This is a genomic window from Spongiactinospora gelatinilytica (genome assembly GCF_003236385.1).
GTDB lineage: Bacteria > Actinomycetota > Actinomycetes > Streptosporangiales > Streptosporangiaceae > Spongiactinospora > Spongiactinospora gelatinilytica.
In genome coordinates, this window is sequence record NZ_POUA01000027.1 from 1 (window position 1) to 22,627 (window position 22,627).

Genomic DNA, 22,627 nt, shown 5'->3' on the forward strand with positions numbered 1-22,627 from the left:
ACCACCACCATCGCCGTCGGAACCCGGCCGACGGCGATGGTGGTGGTGATGATCGTAGGTCAGCCGATGCTGAAGGAGCCGGTGAACCTGGCGTTCCTCAGGCCACCGGCCAGACCGAACGTGGCAAGGCGGACTTCGCGGGCAAAGGATCTCCTCCGACTCTCGGCCACATCGTCGTAGGGCGCACGCCGGTTGCACGCCCGGCCCTTCTCCATCACGTTGCCGGCCGCCCTGTGACTGCCGTCGGCGACGCAGTGCAGGCCGGCCGTCGCGGTGAGCCGGTGAACTTGTCGGGGATGTTCTTGACCGCCAGGCTCCCCACCGGCGTTCGACGCTCTGGCGACCAAGCGCCGCTCGGCGACGATGCTGGGGTGGGCGGTGCAGTGGGGGACGGTACGGATGCTCGTTGTGTTCCTGACCGAGGCCCCCTTGCGGTGTCGTCCGGTGCGGTCGTGCTATCGGTCATCGAGCGGTGGCGGGCAGAGTGCACCGCCCTGAAAGGATGACCCGCCCCCAAGCAAACAAGGCGTGACCCTTCGCGGCGGACGAGGGATACCGGAATGTGATTCCCTCATTACATTCGACCGTGCAGGCCGGGCTCGTCCCCGGTGGCCGGTCGGTCCGGGGGAGAGGCCCCGATCGCGGCCAGGTCTCGAAGAGGTCATCGTGCCCGCCGCCTGGAGGCCAGGGAATGCCTCCTTTGCGGACTTTTCCCCGGTACCGAAGGCGATGCTGTCCAGGACGAGCACCTATGACTTCGATGCCAGACGGGAAATACAGTGTCCGTCGTCCCCACCGCACTCTGTATCACGCTGGAGTATCGCCCGGTCCCGGTCCTTTCCGGCTTCTCGGACACGGCAACATCATCGCGGCCGCCTCACGTCGTGGGCTCCCATGCGGTGCGCCGCCGCATGACCATCGTCATCCTGGCCAGCAGGCCGGATCGATGCCGACCCGGCGGAGCGACACTGTGAGCATCAGCGCCAGGACGATCCTTTCGGCCCCCGGGTCGGTTCCCGTGCTGGGGCACGCGCCCGCTCTGCTGCCCGACCCCTTGGGTTTTGTGGCTGGGCTACCGCGCCACGGGAGCCTGGTGGGCATCCGGCCAGGGCGGCAACGCCTGGTGATGGTCTGCGACCCCGAGCTGACCCGCCAGGTCCTGCTGGATGATCGAACCTTCGACAAGGGCGGCCTCTTGTACGCACGCGGCGGCGAGGTGCTGGGCAACGGCCTGCTGATGTGCTCGCACACCCAGCACCGGCGCCAGCGTCGCCTGTGCGAGCCGGCCTCCAATCGCGGTCGGTGGCCCGGCTATGCCGCCATCATGGTCGACTGCGCCCAGCAGACCACCGCATCATGGAATGAGGGGCAGATCATCGATGTCACCGCCGAAATGATGAGGCTGACCGCACGGGCGGCGGTGGTGACCATGTTCACCGATGCGTTGCCCGTCACCACAGCCGAGACAATGATCGACGACCTCACCACGGTCATCAGCGGCGTGTTCGGTCAGATGCTCAGTCCCAAGATCCTGCGCGGCCTGCCGCTTACGGCCAACCACCGCTACCAGCGGGCACGAGCACGGATCCGCGGTACGGCCAGACATGTCGTCGCCGCCCGCCGCGCCGATCCGGCTGATCACAGCGACCTGCTGGCGGCCCTGATGAACGCGACCGACCCCGACAGCCACCGCCCCGCATTTACCGATGAGGAACTCGTCGACCAGATCGTCACCTTCTACGCGACCGACCCCGACAGCCACCGCCCCGCATTTACCGATGAGGAACTCGTCGACCAGATCGTCACCTTCTACGCGGCCGGTACCGAGAGCACCGCCGCCACCCTGCCTGGGCGCTGCATCCCCTCGCGCGCCATCCGCACGCCGAACAACGCCTGCACGCCGAGGTCGAAACCGTGCTGGCGGGTGCCTCGGCCGCCTACGAGCACCTGCCGCGGCTCGCTTTCACCACCGACGTCATCACCGAGGCGTTGCGGCTCTATCCGCCGGGGTGGCTGTTCACCCGTACCGTCACCGACACCGAACTCGGCGGGCACCACCTGCCGGTCGGCACCTCACTGGCGTTCAGCCCGTACCTGCCCATGCGTTGAGGAAGGGCCGGATCGAAGGTCAGATCGACCCTCGATCCAAGAAACACGCCCTGACGGGCGGGCCATGGACGCTGCACCAGCCCCGCCACTCCTCCCTGGCGCACGCGGCCGAGGACGGCGCGAACACTTCCACGCTGCTCGCCTGTTCCGGGCACACCTCGGTCGTCTCGCCGGCCCGCTACGCCCGGCTCCCTTCGAAGCCCTCACCCGCCGGCAAGCCGGACGGGATCCCGCGGTCGCCGCCGCTGACCAGGCCGTCCCACACTCTCTCCCGGCCTCCGGGGCGTCCGCGAGCCCGCCCGCGATCTCGTCGAGCGGCAGGCCGAGCGCGCACAGCACCCGCAGGCGACAAAGCCGCCGCAGGTCGCGTCCGCGTCGCCGTCCCCGCTCCTGCTCCCGCGATCCGCGCTCGGACCTGCCCTAACGGGAGGTTCAATACACCTTCCCGCGCCATTTCCCGTGCCGTGGCCCCATGCGGTGCGAACTTTCCGCGAGCGGAACGAGCGGAATGACTCCGACCAAGGTGAAGGTTCGTACAACATCGTGGAGCCGCCGGGCGGGCGCCCGCAAGCGCGACCCGCACCGGCGGGAACGCACATGACAAACGATCAACAACGGCTGCACAGCACCCGCCTCTTGGGGGAGATCTGATGAAAGCACGGTTATTCGCGGCCTCGGCGGCCAAGGGCCGACGGGGCCTGACAACGGCGGCGCGCAGGCTGCGCCGCCTGGTCGCGGCGCTGACGGTGATCATGCTGGCCGGTGGGCTGGTCGTCGCCATGGAGGGCACCGCGTGGGCGACGAACCCCGCCCACCACAACATGGCGACCTGGAACATGAATCAAGGGCCCTCACGCTGGACGAACGCCTACGACCTGTCCCGCACCCACGACGTGATCGCCCTCCAGGAGGTGCCCATCGCCCTGCCCACGATCGCCGGCGGACCGGAGGCCGGGGGCTACCTGACCGAGGCGCGCGCCGTCCCGGGTGTCGAGCACTACCGCTGGCGCCCCAACGGCAGGGACCCGGAGGTGCACCTCTACATCATGCGTCAGCAGAGCCGCAACCTCGGCTTCATCACCAGGTGGCGGCCGGACGCCGTCGTGACGATCGGCAGCGTCTATCGGGAGTCGCTCGGCGTCGTCCGCTACGCGGACCAGACAATGTTCGCCTCGATGCACGCCGCGACGGGCGGCGGCAACGACGCGGGCGCGCTGGTGCGCCGCATCGCCGACACGGCGGCGCAGAACCCCTACCTGACTCACTGGGTCGCGCTCGGTGACTACAACCGCCACCCGTCCACCTTGGGCCAGGCCGGTCTTCCCGCAGGCTCCCACGTCTACAACCCGGGTCGCCCCACACACCAGAACGGAGGCGAGTACGACTACGCCGTCTCCAACTTCGACACCCCGAACTGGCGGCCCCCTCAGGTGATGCAGTTCAGCAGCACCGACCACTGGGCGGTGCGCTTCGGCAGGCTGGCCGCCGCCGCGCAGGACCCGAGCCACGTGACCGTGATGCCCCTCGGCGACGAGCTGACCCGCGGTCACAACAGCTCCTACCTGAGCGGTTTTCGCTACCTGCTGCTGGGTCTCCTCGCGCTGTCCCCGCTGGTGAAGCGGGACACCCTGGACTTCGTCGGCTCGCAGCGGTCGGGGGAGGGGACGGACAACGACCACGAGGGGTATGAGGACCACACGATCGACCAGCTCGCCGACCGCGCCTCGATCGCGTTGAGCCGCCTGAGACCGAACGTGGTGACGCTGACGGCCGGGAGTCTCGACGTCCACGAGGGTGACGCGGGTGCGGCGGCCGAGCGGATGGGACGCCTGATCGACCAGATCCATGAGGCCGCCCCCGGTGTCACGGTGCTGGTGGCCGACCTCCCTGTGGTCGTCCACTGGACCGAGCGGGAGAAGCTCGACGCGTACAACCGGAGCCTGTCGGATCTGGTGGCGAAACGGCAGGCGGCGGGACGGCATGTCGCGCTGATCTCCCTGGCCGATCTGACCCAGGAGGACATGGACACCGTCCGCCATCCCAACGGCTCCGGCTATGAGAAGATCGCCAGGGCGTTCCACGACGGCATCGTCGGCGCGATCCTCTACGGCTGGATCGAACCCGCCGGTCAGAGCGGGGAGCGCCCGCTGCGCGCGATGGCCCTGGGGTCGTCCAGCACCTTCGGCGAGGGCAGCACGCACGGTAACGGCTACCGGGCCGACGCCGACCGGGGATTCAGGGAACTGGCCGGCGGCAAGGTGGACTGGGTCGGCTCGGTACGGGTCGGGACGATGGCCGACCGGGACGTCGAAGGCTGGCGGGGCCGCCTCATCCACGAGATCGCGGGCAAGGCGAGATGCGCCGTCGACACCTACCAGCCCAACCTCATCACCCTGATCGCCGGAGGCAACGATGTCATCCGCAACCACGAGATGGACGGCGCGATCGGTCGCCTTGAGGACCTGATCTGGCATCTCGAACTCGCCGACCCGGGGGTCACCGTCCTGGTGGCGGGCGTGCAGCCGCTGCGCGACCCCGCCCAAGCCGCGCGGCGCGAGGCGTTCAACGCCCAGATCCCCGCCATGGTGGAGCAGCTCGAAACGCTCGGCGTCCGGGTGATCTACACCGATACGAGTAACCTGACCCTGGCCGACATCGGCTCCGACGGCATCCATCCCACCGACCAGGGATATGCCAAGATCGGCGCCGCGTTCGTGAAGGCGGCGGCCGAAGCGAAGGGCAGAGGCTACTTCACCAGGCTGAAGGCCCAGGCGGAGGACGTTGACCGCGATCCGTGCGGGATGGAGGACTACGGCGAGGGCCTGCCCGTGCCCGGCGCGAACAAGCTCGGCCCGAACTGGGAGGACCGGGGCGTGATCCAGGCCCAGCAGTTCCCCTCCAGCAGCCGCTTCTGGATGATCGACATCAACAAGGACCGCAAGGCCGAGTTCGTGACCGTCGATGACAAGCAGAACTTCCGGTTCTGGTGGAACAGCGGCCCCTCCGGCGACAACGCCTGGACCCCCTTCGTCGAGGGGGTGAACGCGTACAAGCCCCCGGCCGGGTCGGTCGGCAACATGCTGCGCTTCGCCGACCTGGACGGCGACGGCTTCCCCGACTGCGCGGTGGTCCACCTGAGCGGGCGAATCGACGTCCGCACCTGGAAGGCGGACAACCCGGCGGGCTCCCGTATGTGCATGAACCAGTACGAAGGCGTCGCCAGCGTTTTCACCAACGGTTCCGAGGGCGACACGCTCACGATCGACCCGGCCACCAAGATCCGGTTCGCCGACGTCACCGGCGGAGGACGCGACGACTACCTGCTGATCGATCCGGACGGCACAACGACCGCCTGGTACAACCGGGACTTCCAGGTCGAGCGCACCTACCAGTACCTGGACTGGGCCCCGCCGGACAAGGTCGCCGGCGCTCTCCAACTGCCCAGGGAGATCCGCTACGCCGACATCAACGCCGACAAGCGCGCCGACCGCATCCTGATCACCGCCAAGGGCGGCGCCAGAGCCTGGATCAACGAGGGGGCCAAAGGCGCCGGCGGCACCTACCGCGACATCGGCAAGATCGCCGACGACGGCGACCTGCCGCCGAAGGACATCCAGTTCGCCGACATCGACGCCGACGGCAAGGCCGACTTCCTGCGCATCGGCTGGACCGGCGTGACCCACGCCTGGCTCAACAAGATGCCGAAGGAGTACTTCGACACCTTCCATCCCTAAGGGGTTCGGCGCGGCGGGGGAGCTGCCGCGCCGAACCGTGGTCGTGCGGACCGGGGCAGCGCCCGCGGGGCCGCCCCGGTCGAGCCCCAACGGCTCGCCAAACGCCACTGGCCGTGACCGGCCTGGCGTGCACCGCCCGGGGCCTCCCTCTGGCTGATCTGCAGCGGCCCATCCCAGAACCCCGATCCCGGCGGATGCGGTCGACGTGTCCACCCTGGCGCTGGCGGGGGCCCTGCAAAGCCCGGTCAAGGTGAGTGTCGACCGCATCGACCTGGCCGCGTTCATCGCCGCGCTGCCCGTCCTCACGCCGGGCCTCCACGCCGGGCCCCCACGCCACCGGCCACGGCACGGACCACGCCACCGGTCGCGAGGCCCGTCGAAAGCAGATCGTGGCGGCATCCCCCGCTGGCCCGCGCTGCCGGCCGCCGACTTCCTCACCTTTTTGGCCGAGGCCCGCCGCTTGTTCCCCCGCCGGGTGTTCACCGGCATCGAAGAGCTGTACTTCACCACGGCCGAACAGGCGCCGGTCGCCCTGGTATCGCTGCGCGCCGTCCAGGCCGCCCTCTTCGCCGAGGGCTACTTCCTGGCCCGGGACAGGCCTCGGCTTCGGCGAGCACCTCGCCCGGCACCCTCACCCTGACCATGAGATCCAGTCCTACCCACCCAGCGTGATGACGGCCGGTGTCGCCGGGTTCTCGATGGCGCCCGAGGTCGGCGGCCGGCCGCTCGCGCTCGGTGCCGTCGTCGTGCTCCTCGCCCTCCTCGTGGCCGGATGGATCTTCGTTGAACGCCGCTCACCCTCGCCGATGGTCGATCTGCGACTGCTCGCGAAGCCGACGATATGGAGCTCCTATGTGATCACCTTCGCCGTCTGCGTGGGTACCGCGGCGTCGATGTTCCTCGTTCCGCAACTGTTCATGCTGTCCGCTGACGGTACGGCTCCGGGGCCAGCGCCACCGACGTCGGGCGGTACCTGTTGCCCGGCGCCATCACGGCGGCGCTCAGCGGGCCGCTCGGCGGGTACGCGGCGCGGCGTTTCGGCTCCAGTGCCGTGGTCGCCGCCGGAGTCGGCGTCATGACGGCCACGTTCGCCGCCCTGGCGTTCCTGCGCACCGAGGTCTGGCATCTCATCGTCGCCAAGGCGTTGATCGCCCTGGCCAGTGGTGCCGACCGGGACCACGCCGCGGGCTTCGCCGCCTACGAACACGACACCCGTGAGTTCGTGACCGTGAACCAGGGGTTGGTCGGCGAGGGCGGTGCCACACTCTTCCCGACCACCGCCCAGGCCCTGGAGCAGCGCAACAACAGATTGCGCAAGCTCAGCGTCCTACCCTCCCGGAGGGACGACCGGCCCATTCGGCCCTCACCCTGCCCGATTTCACGCCCATGATGTGAGCCCGGGTACGCGCGGCTCAGCTCGGTGTCCTGGTCCACCGCTTCCGCAAAGCGCCTTCCTTTCAGGAGGTAGGGCCGCCGAACCAGCGGGTCGCGGCGTGGTCGGTGAAGCTGGAGGCGAGGTGGACCTCTGTGAGCGTCACGTCGGTGCCGGAGACCCGGCGCAGGACCGGCCGTCAGCCGGGAGTACGTACGAGGCTCCTGATCATCAGGAGCAAGAGCACGTCCCGGTGTGCCTGCGGGGGAACAGGACATCGAGCACCATGCTCTGCGCCTCGGCACTGCTGAGCCCGTAGATGATCGCCTGGACGCCGTCGACCATCGCCCGGGTCTCCGGGTCGTTCAGTTCGGGTCGGCATTCGGCGACCAGGTGGGCCCACTCCTCGCGGACGAGGCGGCGGCGCACCATGGCCGGGCGGCGGCCGGGCGGGAGAGCTGAGCGGTGGCTCGGGGGCGGGTTTGAGCACGACCGCGCAGCCCGCGACGATCGCGGGAGCGATCTTCGCGATGGCGACGAGCAACGGCGCGTTCCACGGGGTGACGGCCACGACCCTGCCGCACGGCCTGCTCAGCATCGTGCCGGCGGGCAGAAAAGCCGGCGAGCAGCTCGTCGCGCACCCAGGCGTGGACAAGGTGAGCTTCACGGGTTCCACCGCCGCCGGGCGCGGGGTGATGGCCATCGCCGCGGACCGGATCGCCAGGGTGACCCTGGAGCTCGGCGGCAAGTCGGCCGCCGTCATCCTCGACGACGCCGACGTGGACACCGTCGTCGCGCCCATGGTGACGGGCGCGATGATGCTGTCGGGGCAGATCTGCATCGCCCAGACCAGGATCCTGGCCCCGCGCTCACGCTACGACGAGATCGTTCGCGCGGTGAGCGACGCCGCCCGCGCCCAGGTCGTCGGCGCCCCCACGGAGCCTGCCACCTGGGTGGGCCCGCTGGTGGCCGAGCGGCAGCGCGAGCGGGTGGAGGGCTATATCCGCTCGGGCTTGGAGGAAGGAGCGAAGATCGCCACGGGCGGCGGGCGGCCGCCTCACCTGCCCTCCGGGTGGTACATCGAGCCCACCGTCTTCTGCGACGTGCGCAACTCGATGCGGATCGCCAGAGAGGAGATCTTCGGGCCGGTGCTCGCCGTCATCCCCTACGACGATGACGACGACGCCGCGTACCTGGCCAACGACTCCGACTTCGGGCTGTACGGCGGCGTCTGGACGGCCGACGAGCACCGCGGTCTGGCGTTCGCCAGGCGCATCAGGACGGGCACGGTGAACATCAACGCGAGCACACCGGCGGGGCACGGCCGCGGGCGGCTTCAAACAGTCGGGGATAGGTCGGGAGCTGGGCAGAGAGGGCCTGAAGGAGTACCTGGAGCTCAGGTCGATCGTTAAGCCCCGACGTTAGTGTCACCTGCTCGGCATGTCAGTGGAGCCGCCGAGGGGGCGGGTCCGGGTGAGGATCGTGCCGGTGTGCGCGGCCGGGGATCAGCACGGCGCGGGTCGCGGCCGCCCAGTGCGCCGCGATGAACGCTTCGACTTGTCGCGAGCCCGCATGTCGTAGGTGAGTGTCGCCTGCCCGCCCCGGCTCGGCGGTGTCCCGGCGCAAGTGCCTCTCGTCTCTGTCCGCGTTGTCTTGGTGCTCGCCGGAGTCGCCGGGCAGAGACCGGGAGCACCATGTCACCGGTGCTCGTGTGTGGGCGTTGCCGGGTAGTGGGTGTTACTTGTCGGCCGTACCGGGTTTGCCGCTGATGGATTGCTGATAGATGTCCGCGTAGGTGCGCGAGTCCTTGATCAGGTCGTCGCAGAAGGCGGCGACGTCGTTGCCGATGAGTTGGAGGACCCCCTTGCCGTTCGCGGCGCCCTCCTCGAAGAAATCGACGATCCCTGAGAGCAGAGGCCCGTCAGGCAGGTCGACCGGTCCGACCTTGAAGAAGTAGCGCTGCATTTCCTGGTAGACGATCTGGTAGTCCGGCGGGAGCGCCTTGACCCGCGCCATGTGCGCCCGCCATTGCTTCTTACCCTCGATGATGTCCTGGATGCCCATGTCAGCCTCCCAGCCGGCCCAATTTCCTTGCGACGTTCCTGTTCAACTGCTCGCGCCATCGGTCGCGATAACTCCGGGCTCCTTGTCCGCCGGCCAGCGCCGCGCAGAAGCCCTCGATGTCGTCACCCAGCACCTCATGAATGCTCTGCCCATCGGCCGCTGTCTCCTCTAGCAGGCCCAGAGCGCCGTCCAGAATCGGTATCAGGTTTCGGCCCGTGAAATCCGTGTAGGGGGAAAGATGTCTATTGATCTCTTCCCACGCCGCCCGGTAGTCGGCCGGCAGTGCCTCGGCCCGGGCTTCGAACGCCTTCCATTCCCTGGTGAGATCGCTGCCTGTGATGGTCTCCCAGAAGTTCATCTCCTGCCCTCCTTGAGCTTGTCGATCCTCGATGTGATGTACTCCCATTTCGCCCAGAACGTCGCGAGTTCTTGGCGCCCCGCCTCGTTGAGCGCATAGAACTTGCGCGGGGGGCCCAGCCCGGACGGTCGCTTCGTCACCTGGACGAGCCGGTTTCTCTCCAGTCGCAGCAGGATGGTGTAAACGGTCCCCTCGACGACGTCGGCGAAGCCGAGTTCGTTCAGCCGACGTGTGATGGCGTACCCGTAGGTCTCCTCGCTGTCGATGATCTCAAGCACGCAGCCCTCAAGCGTGCCCTTCAGCATCTCCGTCAGGTGGTCCATTGTGGGCCTCTTCCGTCCTCCCTAGTACTCGGTGGCACTGAGTACCAGTACACGGTACCACGGAGTAGCGGGCATCCGCGCGCGAGGCGCACCGCCTTCGCTATCAGGGTGCGGTCCGGGCGGGCACCAGGTTGCCCGACGGCTGCCCGGCCTCCTACGGCGCCTCCGACGTGCTCGGCGGCAAGGCGGTCGTCGACTGGCTGAGTCGACAACACGGCGACCTCCGGCTTCAACGTGGTCACCCGAGCAATCCTGGACGCCCAGAACCACAAGTCGCTCAGCCGCCAGCCCCCTCTGACACCGGACACGCCATACCAGATCACCTGGTCGATGTTGCCGCAGGACTACGAGTTCAAGGCGGGGCACCGGCTGGGCCTGGTACTGACCGGAACCAATGACGACTTCAACCTCGACGAGAGCGGCACCGGCTCCGGCACCGACGTCGAACCCGGCACCGGGGCCAAGGTCACCGTCGAGCTGACCGGAACGTCGATTTCACTGCCACTGGTCAACGGCACTTCCCTCAGATAACAGCGAAGCCGATCATGCGTATGGCCGCGGCCGGGGTGGCCGCGGCCATACGCATGACGTCTCGGGCATCGGTCGCCGGCACGTGTCAGGACCGGGAGTCCACACGCGAGCCGTAGGCCGGGCCGGGATACGACCAGCAGCGCCAGATCCTCGATGTCCACGAAGCGGTGTTCCCCACCCGCCGGGATGCAGTACGTCCCAACGGACAGATCCGGCACCCTGAGCTGCTCTGCTCAGGACTGTCCTCGCGAGATCGCCAGCAGTGCTGCCGTGTGCCGCTCGAACGCGTCAAGCCCCGGCTGTGTTATGGCGAGCCAGGTGCGCGGCCGCCTGCCCACATATCCTTTCTGAACCTGAATGTAGCCGGCCAGCTCCAGCGATTTCATATGCTTCGATAACGCGGCCGCGCTGACGGCGACCGCATCGCGCATCTTGCCGAACTCCAATGTTCTGCTTCTGGAAAGAATCGCAAGGACCGAGAAGCGAATGGGCGGATGGATCACTGCGTCGAGTTCTAGGCGGGGATGTGCGACAGGGCCGCTCACTGGAAGATCCTACTTTCTTCCGAACTGATACGTACAGATGCCTCGGAGGCGATCCGGAAGGATCCGGAGTTCTGACGCAGGGACGGGCGGATCCGCCACGCGGGTAGTGCGCAGAACCCTGCGACACGAACGATCCTCATTGAAGGGGATCAGGGCGGCAGAACCAAGACTTTCGGCTGTCCCGAACTGTCCCGAACGGACCTCGAACAGCCTCGACCAACGTCGCACGGGTAGGACCGGGCGATCTGTCTCTGGTGTGCCGAACCCGCCGAAGGGGCCTGGCAGTGAGACATGAGGACGGCCATCGCCTGATCCTTCGTGATCGCGACATCGAGCCTGAAGGAGGCGATGGCCGTGAACGACGGAGCGAGCTCCGCAACCCGACCGGCGGTTTATGGCCTGCAGTAGACCCGGTGATAAATCGTGGAACCGTCCTCCCGCTGCGACTTGTAAAGGTCATAGCCGAGCCCGTATGGCGGTTGGACGAAACCGACGAAGGTCGCGCCGGCCGGAGCTTGTTCCGGGCAACGAGGCGTCTTGGGCCACGGCAAGGGCGGCGGCCACGGCATCTCATCGGACACGATGGCCGATGGAGATGAATTGACCGGGGAATTCGCATGGGCAGGGCCCGCGACCAACGACGATCCGATGGCAAGGAGCGCTACGAGGGCGTACTTCATGACCACCTCTGAGAAAGTAGGGATGAAGGTTTCCGCCGTCCCGGGGGCGTGACGACAGGTTCAGGAGCCTCCCGTCCACCCGCCCGCTGTACCCCACGGGCTGATGGCCGGGTCGGAGATGGGGAGACCGCAGGCGAACGCCAGGAGCGGGCTTCGGGTGCCGCCCGGCCGGAAACCGGACAGCGGCATGCCCCAGGGAACCAGCCCGCCGAAGATCGACCCGGAGAGCCCGCGCCCGCCCGCGGCCAGCCACATGCTGTGCGCGGCCACTCCCGCCTGGTGCATGACCATCCTGTGGGCATGGGCGCCGGCCGCCGCCACAGCGGGAAGATCGCAGGTGACCACGGTCACGAGGGGCGCGTTGGCGAACTCGTCCTGCAGCAGCCACTCGCGGGCGGGAGGAAGGTCGACAAGGAAGGTGACCCGCGTGCCGGCGGGATCCACGTCATAGAGTCCGGGCCGCAGGCCCTCCACCCGGTAGGCGGCGGCCAGGATCTGGACATGAGGGACGGTCTCCGCCGTGCTCAGAGCCGCCCGCGCTGAGGACGGAGCCTGGAGGACTCCGGCCATGGTGGCCTGGTCGATGCCGACCGGACGATAGAAGCGGGTGGCCTGGCGCAGGGCCAGTACGGTCATCGGGTCGACCGTGGGCGCGCTCGCCGGGGGAAGGCGGTGCTCGTGGGCTCGCTCCGCAGGAGGGTCCCACCGCCGTGACCGGCGGGTCGCGCCCGGGCGATGTGTCCGCGTGATGAGGTCGTTCACGATCTCCTGCGGCCGGTAACCGGGAGTCCAGCTAGTCATGGGCGGCGCCCTCTCGTTCGGGACCGACGCTCGTACGGCGGAGCGTGAGCACAGTGGTGACGGGCGTTTGCCGGGAATCGAGGTCGAGCAGGTCGATCAGCCGGCCGTCGTCCCACTCGGCGAGCGCGTTGACCGTCCAACCGAGATGCGCGGCCCGGAAAGCCAGCTGCCAGGTGGCGACGCCGGAGTCCAGGTTGACGATGCGATATCCCAGGCTCTGGTACTTGTTCTCCAGCTTCAGGCTGTCACCGACCAGGACCAGCACGGCGTCCGCCTGGGTCCCGGCACCCGGGACGGCGTCGGCGAGCCGCTTCGCGGGCACCGCGATCCCGCTTCGCAGCAGGAGGTTGGCCACCGAATCGTAGACGTGCGCCACCGGTTCCAGCCGCGCCCGGTTGGATTCCAGGGGCAGCAGATAGGCCGTCTGGGAACCCATGTTGCCGCCTGTGGGAGCCCAGCGGCGACGGGTGGCTCCCCGCGACGCCGTCGCGGGGATGAACTCGCGGATGCCGAAGGAGTACTCCAGCAGTGCCCTCAGTTCCGAGCCCGCCTCGCCGGCGGCCTCGATCGGCTCCCAGTCACGCGGGCGGTCGAAGAAGTGGAGTTCGATGTTCGAGGCACTGTAGTGGTTCTGGTGTGCGCCGGGCGGGATGTACCGGCGAGGCGGCAGGGTGACCTCATGTTCGAAGGCGACCGCGATCAGGTCGTCCCGCTCGATCGGTTCGGTGCCCGGCCGGCAGGCCGCGCAGCCGGGAAGCTGGACGAAGGTCTCGACCTCGGCCGTCCAGGCGGCGAAGTCGATGATCGTGACGGCCGACTCGTCGTACAGCGGCTCCACTCCCGTCGCCAGCCGGCACACCTCACCGCCCACCATTCCGGCAAGCAGGTCCTCCTGCCAGGCGGGAATCGTCGCGGCGTCGTCCGATCGCACCAGCGGACGCTGCGCGCGATAACACGGCAGGCAGCCGGACCAGCCGTTCTCGAAGAGCGGGCTGATCACGGCGCCCGAGCCGGTCACGGAGACGACGAACCAGCGTCCGCCGCTCGCCCGCACCGAAGCGTCGAAGGCGGTCAGCCGGTCCAGGTCCAGCGTGCCGTCGTCGATCACGACGGCGATCGGAGCGGACGGCAGCGGGGCGGAGCCGAGCGGTACCTCCTCCTCCCGCGCCGATGTCACGCCGCACTCACCGAGCGCCCGTACCAGCGCCGATCGCAGCGTGCCGGGGGGACCCGCGACCACGACCGGCTGCCGCGCCAGCTTCAGGGCGGCGTACACACCGGAGGGATTGTTCCGGGTGGAGTCCACATTCCTGCTCAGGTGGCTCAGCACGTTCGCGGGCACGGAAGTGCGCTCAAGCGCGTGCGTCTCCTCGGGCGTCGGACCCTGCTCCAGCATGCCGCAGGAGTACAGCAGCGAAAGAGCCGTCCTGACGATGTCCACCGAGGGAAGGCCGAGCGACTCGGCTATCTCCGCCGCGGAGCGCCGCCCGTCCAGCAGGGGAAGCAGCCGCCGTACGAATTCGACGTGCCGGCCGCTGAAGAGCTGGGGCTTGGCGGTGCCCTCGACGAGCAGTTCGCCCTTGCGCACCTCCGCGATCACGAGCCCGTCCACGACCTTGAGGTGGTCAGGAAGCGACAGTTGGGGGTCCCGGGCGATGGCGGCGGCGATGTGCCGCGAGTCCATGGTGCTTTCGGTGTTCACACGTCCCCCCTCGATCCGGTACCCGCACCAGTGAGATGGTCGGCGAGACCGCGCCACGAGCGGTCCTGCCGCGAGATCGACGTCGAGACGGGGTAGCAGCGGGTGCACCCGTGCACCCCCGCCGTCCGCCCCTGCAAGAACTGGGCCTTGGCCAGATTCACGGCCCGGTGGGCGCCGTGCGTCCCGGGGTCGCCGCGGCGCAGCGTGGCCAGGCCCCACTGCGCCAGCCCGGCGGCCAAAAGCACCTGGGAGGGAAGATGGCCGCCAGGCCCCGCGGGGTCCCCGGCGTAGAAGGCGTGCAGGTCGGACAGGGTCTTGCCGATGGTCGAATGCTGTATGGACCGGCGTTCGAAGCATTCGGCACACACGCCGGTACCTCCGGGGAGGATCAGGGGACCGGCTCTGAGCCAGCGTGTCTCGTGCACCACGGGGACGAAGGACGTGCCCCACCTCCAGGCCAGATCGCCGACCTCTGCCACCAGCTTCGAGTCGTGCCGCGAGGTCAGCAGAACATACGTGTCCGCCGGTGGCAGAAGGCTGCTCAGTACGCCGTGCCCCTGGGCGAAGAGAGTCGGCTCGCCGTCCACCTCCCGACGCTGGAGCACCGTGGCCACATCGGCCGCGAACGGCCCGACGGCGATGACATGTGTCGTGTTCATCTGTTGCTCCGGACTGGTCAGGCGAAGGGTTGCGGCCACGGGTTGAGGTCGGGCTCGGCGTGCGCCGGCAGGCCCATGCGCTCGGGGGCCGTGTAGAGCCTGGTGGTGCCCAGGAATCGCGCACGGTAGGAGAAGCTCAGCGGGACGAGTTCGGGGACGATGACCCGCACCACGCGCAGACCCGTCGCCCGGGCCTCGTCGGAGGTGATGTCCACGGCGTAGGCCGTGCACCCGGCGTCCCGGAGCCTGCCCACCACCCACGACAGGCGCTCGGCGGGGGAGTCCGGAACCGCGGGGGCGATGTCGGAGAGCCGCCGGCGGTGCGGGGAGTCCAGGAGGAAGTCGAACGCGTGCTCACGTTCCGCCGCCGCCATGTGAACCGCGCCGTCGAACACGTCGATGTAGTCGTCCAGCGGTTTGTCGTGCGGCTTCCTGTACTGCATGGCCAGCCGTCCGGAGGACGACTCGCGCATCACCTTGAGCACGGCACGCCGGGGATCGAGCTCCGTGGCGCACATCACGTAGGTGCGCACCTTCGTCGCCTGGGGATCTATGTCCACACTGTAGACCGTCGGAATGCCCAGGTCGGTCGTCGCGTCGAAGAAGAACGTCCGCAGGCCGGACCGGGCGGAGACCTCCAGCGCCTGGTCCAGTTCCGGGTCGGAGACGTCGATCTCGATCCTGGGCAGTGCCAGCCGCTGCAGCCAGGTGAGCGCGATGCCGTCCCGCTCGACGCACTCGAGCACTGCGCCCAGCAGGGCGCGGTCGTAGTCGAAGTGCGCCGCGGTGCCCGTCGAGATGGGCAGCCAGAACCGTTCGCCGCGGCTCACGACGGGGATGTGCAGGTAGACCATGACCGCCGGCACCCATCGAGGCTCCCCGGTGGCCAGGTCCACACCGCGGACCCAGCGCATCGGCGCGTCCAGGTCGGGGGCCTGGACCGGGCATGCGGGGGAGGCCAGCTCGGACTCGGAACACCGTGGCACTCGGCTCAGGTCCAGTGCCTCGTCCCCGAGGGAACGCGCGCTGGCCCACCGGAACTGCTCCGAGTCCCACAGGCAACTGGAGTAGCGTTCGATCGTCTCGACCGTGGCGGTCAGCCGGGCGCTCTCCTCGACGAGCCCGCTGCCCGCGCCGTCCAGGGCGGCCCACTTCATGAGCCCGCGCGCGTTCGCCGTGCCGGGCAGGATCGCCCCGGGATCGCCCAGGCCCGCGCTGTACACCGGGAAGCGCTGCCGTCCGGTGGTCATCGGAATCCGGGTGACGAGGTTGATCAGGGAGCCGCGGGCGTCGATGAGCGGATCCAGCCGCCGCAGCGCGGCCTCAACGGTGGTCGGCGGTGGGTCGGCCATCGGATCGGTGCTCACTCGCATCGGCATTCTCCTTCGGTGTTCCACCCAGCAGGGCGGCGAGTACGGCTTCGTCACCCGGCGTGATTCCCAGCCGGTTGTTGTGCAGGTGAAGCAGGTGGAACACCCACTGCCAGGTGGTGAGCGGCACGCCGGCGGCGCTCGCCTCGCAGGCGGTGGCCCGGATCGCGCCGCCGTACCTGTCGGCGTCCGCCACGAGGGGCGGTGGGAGATCGTCGCCGGCGGCGCCGATGGCGGGCTCCAGGCCGGCGGCCGCCGACGCCGCGGCCGTACGGCCGGCGGGTGCGAAGGGTTCGTCCCTGCCCGTCCAGTACCAGAGGTACTTGGACCAGAACTGCTCCTCTGCGCCGGGCAGGCAGTGCCGGAGGGCGTTCTTCATCGTCAGCGCGGCGAGAGCCTGGCGCTGGAGGTGGTCCAGGCCCTCGCCGACCGCTCGCAGCGCGATCGCACTGGAGATCATGAAATTGTCCTCGGCCACCCGGACGCCCTCTACGCCTCCGTAACGGCGCAGTTCGGGCTCGTAAAGCCGGAAGTCGACGGCCTCCCAGTAGTCGGTGGGAGACGTCCCCGGCACGGTCACGGCCGGGACGCCGGAATCCGTCTGGGCCTTGCGCAGGAAGCCGGGAAAGCGGCTGACGAGGTCGGCGTGGACCTCGTCCAGCAGCCCGGCCGGCCCCTGGACGCGCAGCCTGACGTGCGGGCCGCCGATGTCGAAGAACCGGAGGTAGAACCAGCGGTTCCGCTCGGTTCCGGTCTCGGCCAGGCCGCGTGTCCCCGCCACGAGCTCCCGGATCACGCCGTCGAGGCGATCGAAGGTGCCGGGATATATCGCGCAGTAGAGCCAGGAACGCATGCTCAGCACCCGTCCCAGCTCAGGTGGGCGACGTACTCCGCGGTGCGCGGATGTCCGTCGATCACGGGTGAGTCCGCGCCGGGGCGGGGGAGGGCTTCCTCCATGATGAGGATCTCCTTCGCCGAGAGCGAGTCCAGGAGGCCCGAGACCGAGAGGGGCACGTCGACGGACAGCCAGAGCGGCTTGCGGGACTTGGCGAACAGATCGGGCTCCGTGGTTCCCCGGCGGACGAACAGCTCGTCCGCGACTCCGTGGGCTCGGGCCCAGTCACAGTAGGCGGCGAACGTAAGGGCCGGGGTGGGCGCTTCCACCTCTGCCAGCAGCTCTGCGGCGTTCACCGTCCAGTGCGCCCTACGGGTGACCACGGCGCCGACGCGTTCGCGGGGTGTGTGCACCACCCCGGCCGGCCGTTCGAGACGGAGCAACAGGGAGGCGGTTCCCCACACCTCGGGAGCCGCGCAGTACCAGGGGCTGGCGATGGTGGACAGCAGGTTGGCGGGCCCGCTCAGCATGCGGCGGGGAACGAGACCGGAGTAGAAGGGGACGACCGGGCCGTGCTCGTCCTCCACGACCAGCGTTCCCGAGCGTTCGTCCAGCCGGATCCGCAACCGGTCCAGCGGCACCGGCTCCCCCGTGGGGACCAGTCCGCCGCCTATGTCGAGCGCGCGGGTACGGCCCGCGCAGCGCGCCTGGACGGGGTTCCAGTCCGAGGACACGAGGAGTTCCAGAGGCCGGGAACCCTGCGGCACCAGATGGCCGAGCCACGCCTGGAGCGGGTCTTCGAGGAGGCGGGGGGCGAGCAGTCCGCGGAAACGGGCGGTCACGCCTCCGCTGCCGTCCATGATCTGGTTGAGGACGATCACCTGTTCCTGGTCTTCCAGGGTGGCGAGCTGGAACAGGATCGCGAAGGCGGGCCGGAGCATCGAGGGCCCCATGCCGATGTCGAGGTCCGGAGTGCCGGGCAGCCGGACGTCGGCGTTGTGTCGCAGGTGAGGGCCGGGCGTGGTCATGTAGCGGCCAAGGAACGCCGACAGTGGGAGAGAGTCGTGGATCGGCGCGACGTGCCGCCGCCAGAATTCGAGCGTGCTCGCGTACTGCGGCAGGACGCTCATGCGGGACGACAGCCGTCGGCCGTAGCCGGACAAGGCGTTCTCGACCCACGCGGGCAACGCGGGCAGTGGCTCGTTCCTGACGACGTCCTCGCGCACGGCCAGGTCGGGGACGCGTGGCGCGGTGGCGGTGGCCGTGGCCTCGTCGAGCTCCGCGGCCCGGCGCGTGATCCGCGAGGCGAGAGCCGCGCGGTCCCTGGGCGCCGCCGCGAACATGAGACGCATGCCCTCTCCCAGGTCGCGCAGCGTATCGGCCACTTCCGTCCCCATCGCGTCCGTCACGCCGGGCGACTCGGCCAGCGCCGTCATCGAGTCGTGCGCGTCGTACTCGCCCTGCGCCCACGCCGACTCCAGCCGGAGAAGTCCCGAGTCGGTCAGCCGGGCCACCCGGGACCAGGACGCCTCCGAGTCGTCCCGGTGCAGTGCGGCGAGTACCTGGTCACCGGACATACCGTGGGGGACCGTGCGTGCCTGTTCGCGGTGGGCGGTCAGATCCGTCAGAAGATCCTCGCGCCAGAAGAAGCTGTTGGTGCGTGTGTGCAGGTAGCTGGCCCGCACCATGTGGGTGCCGTTCAGCTGCAGGACGGGGTGGAAGCGCAGGTGGCGGCCGGCGGACTCGTGGGCGCAAAAACGCTGGAGGAGCCGCAGGTAGAGGGCCTGCGGCAGGGACGCGACCGCCTGGTAGGAACCGCCTTCGGCGCTGCCGTCGAGGCCTTCGCCGCCGATCGAGCACACCGCCACCGGGCTGAACCAGCCGAGCGGGCTCGTCTTGACCGTCGCCCGCACGAAGTAGTTGAAGAGCGTGCGGACCAGTTTCCGCCTCGCCTTGGCCGCCGTACGGTCCGGATCTCCCCGCAGGACGGTGGCCGTGACCTCTGGCGCGGCGAGGGAGAGGGCCTTGATCATCTCATCCGTGCCGGCCTGCACGATCAGCTCGGCTTCGGCCTCGCCGAGCTCCGCTTCGAAGATCTCCGTGTAGGCCGTCATGGCGGCCTCGGAGCGCTCGAGGACCGCCAGCCATCGTGTCAGCGTCAGCCGCATGTCCGGAGCGAGGCGGGCCGCTATCCGGTTCCGCGCCTCCTCGGAGAGGCGCGGGACGCGGCCATTGTGCACATCCCTCCGGAGACCGACCGCCGCACGGCGCTCCTCGGCGGGCAGCGTGGGCACGAGCTCGTACAGAGCGTCGGACAGCGGGTCCGTGAGCGCCGCCAACTGGAGCCTGCACTCGCGGACCTCGTCCAGCCCGGCCACCGCACGGCCCGCCCGGAGCCGGTGCGGCCCCGTCGCCGCGTATCCGGAGAAGCGCACGAGGACGAAGGGCGCGATGGTCGCGGATTCCCGGAATCTCATTCCAATCCCCCCACCGATGCGACGAGACGAGCGACGAGCAAGGCCACGGCGGCCAGGTAGCCGAGGGACAGCACGCCGTATCCGAGGTACAGCAGGCGAAGCCTGCGGCCGGCGAACTCGTGGTGATGCGATGACGGAAGACGGAGCACGAGGGTGAGCAGGTACTGGATCGCCCTGCGACGGAACGCGTGCTGACCGGTCGCCGCCTCGATCGCGTGCAACCCGTCACTGGGCAACAACGGGTTGATGTCGTGCGCGAGGGTCATCAGCAGGATGTACGCGACCGCCGCGGCCAGCGCGCGGAGTGTGGGGTCGTCCGCGGCGAAGGCCAGGACTCCCGCTATGCCGGCGTTCAGCGCGTCGATGACGATCCCCGACGTGGTGATGACGACCAGCGGTGTACGGCGGTTGAGCCGGTAGGCGTGTGAACGATCGACATAGGGCCGGGGCAGAATCCAGAACCAGAAGGCGATCCCCGCCTCGGGAACCGTCACCCCGTAATATCGGCAGGCCAGCCAGTGGCCGGCCTCATGCATCGTCAGGTGGAGCAACAGGACCAGCGGGATGGCGATCGAGGCGCCCCCGAGGGCCCTGACGTCGAGCAGCCGGGTCGCCGCGAGTACGGCCACGCCGACCGCCAGCAGGGCGATCACGCCCACGAAGGCTCCTACGGCGATCCGCGCCAGGCTCCCCCATGCCGCCCGTCTGCCGGAGGCCGTCGGTGGCGAGGAATCACGCACCAGCACGAGCCGCCCCATGGGTATCTCCGCCAGGGCCCGGGCGGCCCGCCCGCGCAGGCCTTTCGCCGGGGGAGGGACGTCGAGCAGCCCCATCTCACGGATCTCCGACAGGAATCTCGTGACCGTACGCGCCGCGGCGGACTCCTGGACCTGGAACAGATCGGAGACCCGCTGAATCAGAAAGCGCGGAGTGGTGCCCTTTTGTAAATGCGGGACGAACATCCGCGAGCTGCGGCCGAGCTGGAAATACCGCCCGGTGTCCTTTCTGTACAACAGCACGCCGGGGTTGTTTCCGGGAACGATTTCCACCTCTGCGGCGAAGGCGACCGGGAGATCCCAGGCCGGCTGCTCGTCATCCACCAAACCGGATGCGGCATTGGGGTGCGGCATCGGACTGGGACCTCCCCTCCTTCAGTTCCTCAAGCTCAGCCGGTGACGGAGGAGCCTGCGGTGGAGACGGAGCCCGCGCTGCTGCAGGTGCCGGTGGAGAAGGTAAAGGCGCTGCTCAGGCTGGAACCGAACGAGCGGCCGGCCTCCATCTCGTCACCCGACAGCTCGCGAGCGAAGAGCTCGAAATCCGCGGCGAAATCCGGCGCGATGCCATGATCCTGCATGGTGAATCCCTTCTTTCGGCATTGCCATTCCCTGTGACGCTGCGACTATCGCATGCGCCGATTGGCGGGGTGAAGACAAACGTAATGTGACGTGGATCACATATTTAGAAAGGGGAAAATAGTTGCTCCCTGGAAACCAAATGAATCGAGGAGATCAAATGATTTCCCGAGGTGGTTGCACCTGACGGCGGGCGCTTCTCCGGTTGTTTCCCCATGTTGCCGGGGGAGAAGACCGGGTTATTTCGACAGGGGAGCCGGACGCGGGCGGAACAGGAAGTTCTGGTCGGCCCGGTCCTCGCAGGCCACCCGTGCCTGCTCGACGCCGGCCTCGATGGCCCGGTGGCCGCCCATGGCTCCGATGCACCAGCCGCTGTATCGGGTTTCCGCGAAGGCGTACGGGCACGACGTCACCGACTGGTCCGGGTGAGAGACTGCGGGATATCCGCGAGTCCCGCATTCTGCGCATGGCCGCGCGGGTCGCGGGGGAGAACCCGGCCCGGCACGAGGAAGTGGCCTTGCGGCCGGCGTGCCTGCGCGGTGAACATGGACCGCGCCCGCGGCCGTGGACCGCAGTTCCCTAGCCAGTACCTGCTGTGGTGTGTCCAGCCACACCTGTTGCCCGTCCGGGGTGACCGTCATCCCGAAACGGTCGCGGCCGGGCTCGCCCCATGCCACCCACCGGCGGTAGGCGTCGGTGACCTCGTCCCACAGCGGCCGGTCGCCGACCTGATAGGTGGCGAACTCGCCGACGTCGCCGGGCGCGGACCGGGCGGCTGCCCACCGGCCCGGGGTGTCGGGGTCGATCGCCCACAGGGTCAACTCGCCGTCGTCTTCCTCGGCGTAGGAGCGCGATCCGGTGATGGCGGCGATGGCCAGGTGCGCCCCTGGCGGTGCCTGCCACACGATGCGCGGGTCGAGCTGGGAGGTGGCACGGGTGCCGTCCCCGGTCCGCCATGGCTGGACCCGCTGGGATCGCATGAGCGTGTAGGAGGCGTATCCGGGGAACCGGCCGTGCGCGATGCCGTCCGATGTGACCACGAGCCGGAGGGAGTGGTCCTCGCCGAACTCCGGGCACCACGGCAGGACGATCACCCCGCCCGGCCGGGTCTGTTTCACCCATGCGTACGGCACGCGGCGGATACCGCAGGTGACGTGTACCCGGTCGTAGGGCGCGCCGCCGGGGTGGCCGTTCGCGCCGTCTCCGACGACCAGGCGCGGCTGCACTCCGGCCTCGCCGAGGTTCTTCGCGGCCCGCTCAGCGACGGCGGAGTCCACTTCGATGGAGGTCACCGCGCCGGTCTCACCGACCAGGTGAGCGAGCAAGGCGGCGGTCCAGCCGGTGCCCGTGCCGACCTCTAGAACATGGTGGCCGGGACGGACATCGAGCAGGTCGAGCAGGTCGGTGACGGTGCCGGGTGCGGAAGGGGAGGACGTGGCCCGCCCGATGCCGCCGGCGATCGGGGAGGCGCCGTCATCCAGTTGGGTGATGATCGGCACGTTGGTGTAGACGGCGCGCCACCACTCGTCCGGGTCGGTGTCGCGGTCGATGACGTGGCGGGGCGACTCATCGGCGACAGCGATCGGGGGCACGAACAGGTGGCGTGGTACGGCGCGTAGCGCTGCCTGCACCTGCGGGCTGAGGGAGTCGGAAGCGACGTGCTGAGAAGGCCCCGCAGGCTAGGTTGTCTCGCGGGCCACCGAAGAACAGTGATC

At 69.0% G+C, this 22,627-nt stretch carries 21 protein-coding genes and 3 pseudogenes; 8 read left to right on the top strand and 16 right to left on the bottom strand.

The window, feature by feature from the left end; all coding sequences use genetic code 11:
* The 6 genes and pseudogenes from C1I98_RS43595 to C1I98_RS42630 all read left to right on the top strand — a co-directional run.
* On the top strand, window positions 1–180 hold a 180-nt coding region (locus C1I98_RS43595; RefSeq protein ID WP_233507214.1), incomplete at its 5' end, for a hypothetical protein.
* Window positions 181–1,126: 946 nt separating this feature from the next.
* Window positions 1,127–1,785: pseudogene (locus tag C1I98_RS45555) on the top strand (cytochrome P450); the annotation flags it as partial.
* Window positions 1,786–1,854: 69 nt separating this feature from the next.
* Window positions 1,855–2,109 carry a cytochrome P450 gene (locus C1I98_RS42625; protein ID WP_199536749.1) on the top strand — a complete coding sequence of 85 codons (255 nt, stop codon included), beginning with the start codon at window positions 1,855–1,857 and terminating at the stop codon, window positions 2,107–2,109.
* Window positions 2,110–2,759: 650 nt separating this feature from the next.
* Window positions 2,760–5,843 carry a GDSL-type esterase/lipase family protein gene (locus tag C1I98_RS05830; RefSeq protein WP_111166041.1) on the top strand — a complete coding sequence of 1,028 codons (3,084 nt, stop codon included), beginning with the start codon at window positions 2,760–2,762 and terminating at the stop codon, window positions 5,841–5,843.
* Between the two features lie 205 nt (window positions 5,844–6,048).
* On the top strand, window positions 6,049–6,483 hold the full coding sequence (locus tag C1I98_RS05835) for a hypothetical protein (protein WP_111166042.1): 435 nt from the start codon (window positions 6,049–6,051) through the stop codon (window positions 6,481–6,483).
* A gap of 336 nt (window positions 6,484–6,819) precedes the next feature.
* Window positions 6,820–7,233 carry a hypothetical protein gene (locus tag C1I98_RS42630; RefSeq protein WP_199536744.1) on the top strand — a complete coding sequence of 138 codons (414 nt, stop codon included), beginning with the start codon at window positions 6,820–6,822 and terminating at the stop codon, window positions 7,231–7,233.
* A 213-nt stretch (window positions 7,234–7,446) separates the two neighbouring features.
* On the opposite strand, the gene C1I98_RS43600 is transcribed toward C1I98_RS42630, so the two are convergent.
* On the bottom strand, window positions 7,447–7,647 hold the full coding sequence (locus tag C1I98_RS43600; RefSeq protein WP_233507234.1) for a hypothetical protein: 201 nt from the start codon (window positions 7,645–7,647) through the stop codon (window positions 7,447–7,449).
* Window positions 7,648–7,729: 82 nt separating this feature from the next.
* Window positions 7,730–7,813: pseudogene (locus C1I98_RS45295) on the bottom strand (aldehyde dehydrogenase family protein); the annotation flags it as partial.
* A 1-nt stretch (window position 7,814) separates the two neighbouring features.
* Here C1I98_RS45295 and C1I98_RS43610 point away from each other — a divergent pair.
* A pseudogene (locus C1I98_RS43610) lies at window positions 7,815–8,640 on the top strand (aldehyde dehydrogenase family protein).
* A 312-nt stretch (window positions 8,641–8,952) separates the two neighbouring features.
* On the opposite strand, the gene C1I98_RS05855 reads toward C1I98_RS43610, so the two are convergent.
* The 3 genes from C1I98_RS05855 to C1I98_RS05865 are packed head-to-tail and all read right to left on the bottom strand — an operon-like array spanning window position 8,953 to window position 9,960.
* A complete protein-coding gene (locus tag C1I98_RS05855; RefSeq protein WP_111166044.1) occupies window positions 8,953–9,279 on the bottom strand; it encodes a DUF1048 domain-containing protein in 327 nt (108 codons plus the stop codon).
* Window position 9,280: 1 nt separating this feature from the next.
* Entirely contained in the window at window positions 9,281–9,637 is a 357-nt protein-coding gene (locus C1I98_RS05860; RefSeq protein WP_111166045.1) for a DUF1048 domain-containing protein, read from the bottom strand.
* The gene (locus tag C1I98_RS05865) at window positions 9,634–9,960 is read right to left on the bottom strand and encodes a PadR family transcriptional regulator (RefSeq protein WP_111166046.1); all 327 of its coding nucleotides are present in this window, start codon (window positions 9,958–9,960) and stop codon (window positions 9,634–9,636) included. The genes C1I98_RS05860 and C1I98_RS05865 overlap by 4 nt, the downstream gene beginning before the upstream one ends.
* A 234-nt stretch (window positions 9,961–10,194) precedes the next feature.
* Here C1I98_RS05865 and C1I98_RS05870 point away from each other — a divergent pair, with 234 nt between their 5' ends.
* Window positions 10,195–10,491 (top strand): CocE/NonD family hydrolase C-terminal non-catalytic domain-containing protein, encoded by a 297-nt coding sequence (locus C1I98_RS05870; RefSeq protein ID WP_111166047.1) that lies wholly within the window; start codon window positions 10,195–10,197, stop codon window positions 10,489–10,491.
* A gap of 233 nt (window positions 10,492–10,724) precedes the next feature.
* Here C1I98_RS05870 and C1I98_RS05880 read toward each other — a convergent pair whose 3' ends face one another.
* From C1I98_RS05880 to C1I98_RS05920, 11 genes are all read right to left on the bottom strand, one after another.
* Window positions 10,725–11,036, bottom strand: coding sequence for a transcriptional regulator (locus C1I98_RS05880; RefSeq protein ID WP_111166048.1), 312 nt, complete (start codon window positions 11,034–11,036; stop codon window positions 10,725–10,727).
* A gap of 740 nt (window positions 11,037–11,776) precedes the next feature.
* A complete protein-coding gene (locus tag C1I98_RS05885) occupies window positions 11,777–12,352 on the bottom strand; it encodes a nitroreductase family protein (protein WP_111166049.1) in 576 nt (191 codons plus the stop codon).
* A gap of 157 nt (window positions 12,353–12,509) precedes the next feature.
* Window positions 12,510–14,219: a nitroreductase family protein gene (locus C1I98_RS05890; protein WP_158557924.1), complete on the bottom strand. Its 1,710-nt coding sequence runs from the start codon at window positions 14,217–14,219 to the stop codon at window positions 12,510–12,512.
* On the bottom strand, window positions 14,216–14,878 hold the full coding sequence (locus C1I98_RS41205) for a hypothetical protein (protein WP_158557925.1): 663 nt from the start codon (window positions 14,876–14,878) through the stop codon (window positions 14,216–14,218). Before C1I98_RS41205 ends, C1I98_RS05890 begins: the two co-directional genes overlap by 4 nt.
* Before the next feature lie 17 nt (window positions 14,879–14,895).
* A complete protein-coding gene (locus C1I98_RS05895; protein ID WP_158557926.1) occupies window positions 14,896–16,251 on the bottom strand; it encodes a YcaO-like family protein in 1,356 nt (451 codons plus the stop codon).
* Window positions 16,202–17,101 carry a thiopeptide-type bacteriocin biosynthesis protein gene (locus C1I98_RS05900; RefSeq protein ID WP_111166052.1) on the bottom strand — a complete coding sequence of 300 codons (900 nt, stop codon included), beginning with the start codon at window positions 17,099–17,101 and terminating at the stop codon, window positions 16,202–16,204. Before C1I98_RS05900 ends, C1I98_RS05895 begins: the two co-directional genes overlap by 50 nt.
* 2 nt (window positions 17,102–17,103) lie before the next feature.
* The gene (locus C1I98_RS05905; protein WP_111166053.1) at window positions 17,104–19,560 is read right to left on the bottom strand and encodes a lantibiotic dehydratase; all 2,457 of its coding nucleotides are present in this window, start codon (window positions 19,558–19,560) and stop codon (window positions 17,104–17,106) included.
* Complete coding sequence (locus C1I98_RS05910) at window positions 19,557–20,660, bottom strand: PqqD family protein (RefSeq protein ID WP_146607301.1); 1,104 nt, start codon at window positions 20,658–20,660, stop codon at window positions 19,557–19,559. Before C1I98_RS05910 ends, C1I98_RS05905 begins: the two co-directional genes overlap by 4 nt.
* Before the next feature lie 65 nt (window positions 20,661–20,725).
* The gene (locus tag C1I98_RS05915; RefSeq protein ID WP_111166055.1) at window positions 20,726–20,914 is read right to left on the bottom strand and encodes a hypothetical protein; all 189 of its coding nucleotides are present in this window, start codon (window positions 20,912–20,914) and stop codon (window positions 20,726–20,728) included.
* Window positions 20,844–21,014, bottom strand: a complete 171-nt coding sequence (locus C1I98_RS45560; RefSeq protein WP_368773522.1) for a DUF3303 family protein — start codon at window positions 21,012–21,014, stop codon at window positions 20,844–20,846. Before C1I98_RS45560 ends, C1I98_RS05915 begins: the two co-directional genes overlap by 71 nt.
* A 137-nt stretch (window positions 21,015–21,151) precedes the next feature.
* Window positions 21,152–22,504 carry a methyltransferase domain-containing protein gene (locus C1I98_RS05920; protein ID WP_233507216.1) on the bottom strand — a complete coding sequence of 451 codons (1,353 nt, stop codon included), beginning with the start codon at window positions 22,502–22,504 and terminating at the stop codon, window positions 21,152–21,154.
* Window positions 22,505–22,627 lie beyond the last annotated feature (123 nt).